Origin of the sequence: Yinghuangia sp. YIM S09857 (assembly GCF_051388915.1) — a bacterium.
Taxonomy (GTDB): domain Bacteria; phylum Actinomycetota; class Actinomycetes; order Streptomycetales; family Streptomycetaceae; genus Yinghuangia.
The window spans coordinates 171,820-174,773 of the sequence record NZ_JBPKBH010000007.1 but is presented as its reverse complement, the minus strand read 5'-3'; the positions used below and the strand labels follow the sequence as shown (position 1 = coordinate 174,773).

The 2,954-nt window shown below is 73.2% G+C and carries 2 protein-coding genes; one reads left to right on the top strand and one right to left on the bottom strand.

The genetic code is table 11. From position 1 onward, the window contains the following. Nucleotides 1–91 precede the first annotated feature (91 nt). Nucleotides 92–1,750, bottom strand: a complete 1,659-nt coding sequence (locus tag ACRX5S_RS17065) for a N,N-dimethylformamidase beta subunit family domain-containing protein (protein ID WP_436773789.1) — start codon at nt 1,748–1,750, stop codon at nt 92–94. A gap of 297 nt (nt 1,751–2,047) precedes the next feature. Between ACRX5S_RS17065 and coaE the strand changes: the two genes are divergently transcribed. After that, nucleotides 2,048–2,656, top strand: a complete 609-nt coding sequence (gene coaE, locus ACRX5S_RS17060; protein WP_436773788.1) for a dephospho-CoA kinase — start codon at nt 2,048–2,050, stop codon at nt 2,654–2,656. Nucleotides 2,657–2,954 lie beyond the last annotated feature (298 nt).

Here is a 2,954-nt window from a genome sequence, read left to right as displayed (position 1 = left end):
GCTCCCCCCCCCCCACGCCGTTTGCGCGGGGACAGCAAGCCCCGGGGCGAATCCGATCGCGGGTTGTCCGACGCGACTTTGAAGACCCTCCCTACGGGCGCACTCCCACGTCCTCCGGGCGGGTGGCGGTGGCTACGAGGTTTTCGGGGGAGGGGTGGGGGCGGGGGAGGGACGGGTAGTCGGGGGCGGCGGGGGCCTGGGCGAAGGCCGTGAGGATGTTGTGGGTCATGCGTTCGAGGACGGCTCGGCTGGTGGGGTCGACGGGCATTTCGTGGCAGGCGCCGCGTAGTTGGCAGGGCCAGTAGGTGGTGCCCGCCGAGAAGACGCCGGCCCCGGAGGGGGCGGTGTAGTACGTGATGGTGCCCATCGTGGCGCGCGGGCCGATGCGGAGGGGGGCCGCGGCGATGACGGAGAGGTTGGGGGGAGTCGCCGGGTCGTCGGGGAGGGCCATGTCGTACTCGCCGCCGAGGGAGTTCGCGAGGACTTGGCCGTCGTGCACGCCGGTGCCCGCGAAGATCCACGAGCCGGCGTCCAGGACCCGGAAGGAGCCGACGACGCCGAGGCCGCCCCAGGTGGCGCCGACGAGGCTGTGTTCGCCGCGGTTGAGGGGCGCTTCGCGCCACGTGACGGTGGCCTGCGAGGGGTCTGCCGCGGCCAGCGGGTCCTCGGCGGCCTTGCGGTAGACGGCGATCCGGCGGTCGGAGCCCGCCGCCGAGGATTCGAGGCGCGTGTGCCAGTAGACGGTGTTCGCGCCGAAGAAGGCGATGTTGACGCCGCTGTCCCGGGCCGCCTCGACCCCGTCGTACATGCGGCGCGTCCAGTACTCGTTGTGCCCGCCGATGATCAGGCCCTTGTGGCGCAGCAGTTGCGAGGGCCGCCGGTCGATGTCGATGTCGGTGGCGTAATCGACGTCGATGCCGGTGCGCTCGATGGCCTGCACCATCGGCACGTCGTACCAGTACGGCACGAGGTATCCGCTGCCGGTGTACGGCCGTTCAAAGCTGGCCACCCGCGCGCGGTCCGACCGCGCGCCGGAGGTGTCGCGGGGCCCGCTGTAGAGCCCGTACCCGCCATAGGTGTTGTACGCCTGCGCGGTCAGATTCGCCGCCTGGAACAGCAGCGGCGCGCGCCCCGCCTCGTGCCGCACCGTGAGCTGCATGCCGTACGCGCTCCCCGACCGGTTGCGCAGCACCAGCGTGTAGTAGCCCGGCGGCCACTTCTCGTCCACGGTGAACTGCAACGACGCCGGCCAGTTCGCCTCCACGGTGTAGGTCGGCGCCGCGGCGGCCGGCTTCGGGCGCGCGGTGCTCGCGACCTCGCCCGACGACCACACCTCGCGGCCGCCCGTCCCGCCGTACCAGCCCATGCGGTACGCCGTCACCCGCGCCGGCCCCGGCCCCGTGAGCCGCAGCTTCACGGTCTCGCCGCACGCCACGCTGTCGGTGTCGAGGTAGCCCATCAGCTCCGCACCCCAGCGTTCCGGGACGCGCCAATCGCCCGTTCCGGCACGTTTGTTCTCCGCGGCGACCCACCCGTTCGGCCACGGTACGCGCGCACACGGCGTCGACGCGGGTTTGACGCGGTCCGCCGGCATGCTCCCGGGCGGGATGACGCGTTCCGCGGTGTTCGGGTCGGGGGACGCGGCCGAGCCGGTCGGCCGGCCACCGGACGGCCCGCCGCCCGAGTCGCAGGCCGCCACGGCGGTGAGGAGCAGGGCGATGGACAGCGCCGCGGCGCGGATGCGGGGCATGGACTCCTCGGTCGGCAGGCGTGGTCGCGGCGGCGGGGACAGGGCGCACCGCGGTGCCGAGGAGCCGGCGGCGGCGGAACCGGGCAATCGGGAGTAATCACCGAAGATCTGATGATCTTCGAAGCTACAACCGCAAAAGCCGGAATCCGTTTGCCGCGACGACTTCGGCATGTCGCCATGGATACGCGTGTGACCCGTGTTCGGTTGCGGGACGGCCGCCGAATCCTCCGGAATGGGGAACGCGTTCCCGGTGACCCGGGGGAAGCGCGCGCCACCGGCGCATTACGCTGACCTGTCATGGTCAACGTGGGGCTTACCGGCGGCATCGGCTCGGGCAAGAGCGAGGTGTCGCGGCGGCTCGCGGCGTACGGCGCCGTGGTCGTCGACTCCGATCTGATCGCGCGCGAGGTGGTCGAGCCCGGCACGCCGGGACTGGCCGCGCTGGTCGCCGAGTTCGGCGCGGACATCCTCGCCGCCGACGGCACCCTCGACCGGCCGAGACTCGGCTCGCTGGTGTTCGCCGACAAGGACCGCCTCGCGGCGCTCAACGCGATCGTGCACCCGCTCGTGGGCGCCCGCGCGGACGAGCTGCGCGCCGCGGCGGCCGAGGACGCGGTGCTGGTCAACGACGTGCCGCTGCTCGCCGAGAACCGCCTGGAGAAGCTGTACGACCTGGTCGTGGTCGTCGACGCGTCCCCCGAGACGCAGTTGGACCGCCTGGTGCGGCTGCGCGGCATGACCGAGCAGGACGCCCGCAACCGCATGGCGGCCCAGGCCTCCCGCGCCGACCGGCTGGCGATCGCCGACGTCGTCATCGACAACGACGGCCCGATCGAGGCGCTGGAACCGCAGCTCCGCGCGCTCTGGGAGCGCCTGACGGGCGCGCCCCCCGCGGACGCCGCATGAGGCACCACGACGTGACGGGACGCGACACGAGACGCCGCCTCGGAGCCCTTGTGAGACGCACCGGGAGACGCTCCGACGGGCACCCCGCGAGACGCCCCGACAGGCACCCCAGGATCTGAAGCACGCCGCAGCGGGTACCGGAGCCCCGGCACCCGCCTGCCCGTCCCAACCGTCCCCGCATCCGCGGCGGACGCCACCAGTGAGGACACGATGGCCACCCTCGGGACGAGGACGCCCGCACGATGACGGACCACAGCACCGGCGGCGGCCCCGGCGCGGAGCGCGGAGCGCGCTCCGG

Excerpts from the sequence above, each read along its gene's own strand:
- ACRX5S_RS17065 (WP_436773789.1), bottom strand. The coding sequence starts at position 1,750 with ATGCCCCGCATCCGCGCCGCGGCGCTGTCCATCGCCCTGCTCCTCACC.
- coaE (WP_436773788.1), top strand. The coding sequence starts at position 2,048 with ATGGTCAACGTGGGGCTTACCGGCGGCATCGGCTCGGGCAAGAGCGAG.